Source organism: Pseudomonas sp. NPDC089569 (genome assembly GCF_050280625.1).
Taxonomy (GTDB): Bacteria; Pseudomonadota; Gammaproteobacteria; order Pseudomonadales; family Pseudomonadaceae; genus Aquipseudomonas.
On the sequence record NZ_JBNNVQ010000272.1, the window covers coordinates 1 to 1,169 of the forward strand.

The 1,169-nt window shown below is 66.7% G+C and carries 1 protein-coding gene; it reads right to left on the reverse strand.

The window, feature by feature from the left end; all coding sequences use genetic code 11:
• The coding region (locus ACQKP2_RS33015) for a gamma-aminobutyraldehyde dehydrogenase (protein ID WP_427582403.1) at positions 1 to 1,169 on the reverse strand (1,169 nt) is incomplete at both ends.

The following is a 1,169-nucleotide window of genomic DNA, read 5'->3' on the forward strand; positions in this document are numbered from 1 at the left end:
TTCTGCCCGCCATGGGGCATTTCGCTGACCAGCATGAAGTGCGTGTTGACCCAGGTGCAGCCGTACTGCAAGCGGGCCGACAGGCGATGGGCGCGGCCGACGTCGGCGGTCCACACCGAGGACGCCAGGCCGTAGTCCGAATCGTTGGCCCAGCCCAGCACCTGTGCTTCATCGCTGAACCTGGTCACCGACACCACCGGGCCGAACACTTCGCGCCGCACGATTTCGTCGTCCTGCCGCGCATCGGCCAGCACCGTCGGCTCGAAGAAGAAGCCGTTGCCGTCCACGGCCTTGCCGCCGGTGACCAGGCGGATGTGCGGCTGGGCGATGGCGCGCTCGACGAAACCGGCCACGCGGTCGCGGTGTTGCGCGGTGATCAGCGGACCCAGTTCGGTGGACGGGTCATCCTGCAGGCCGTACTTGATGCTGCTGACGGCGGCGCCGAGTTTTTCCACGAACTTCTCGTAGATGCCTGCCTGCGCGTAGATGCGGCAGGCGGCGGTGCAGTCTTGCCCGGCGTTGTAGAAACCGAAGGTGCGGATGCCTTCGACGGCGGCGTCAATGTCGGCATCGTCGAAGATGATCACCGGGGCTTTGCCGCCCAGTTCCATGTGCATGCGTTTGACGCTGTCGGCGGTGCTGGAAATGATGTTCGAACCGGTGGCGATCGAGCCGGTCAGCGACACCATGCGCACTTTCGGGTGGGTCACCAGCGGGCTGCCCACGCTAGGACCACGGCCGAACACCAGGTTGAGCACGCCGGCGGGGAAGATGTCCGCCGCCAGTTGCGCCAGGCGCAGGGCGGTCAGCGGGGTCTGCTCCGACGGCTTGAGCACCACGGTGTTGCCGGCGGCCAGGGCCGGGGCGATTTTCCAGGCGACCATCATCAGCGGGTAGTTCCACGGCGCGATGGAGGCGATCACGCCCACCGGGTCGCGGCGGATCATCGAGGTGTGGCCGGGCAGGTACTCGCCACCGGCCGAACCGCTCATGCAGCGGCTGGCACCGGCGAAGAAACGGAACACGTCGGCAATCGCCGGGATCTCGTCGTTCAGCGCGGCGGCATAGGGTTTGCCGCAGTTGTCCGATTCCAGCTTGGCCAGCTCTTGGCCGTGGGCTTCAATGGCGTCGGCCAGTTTGAGCAACAGCAGCGAGCGCTCCTTGGGCGG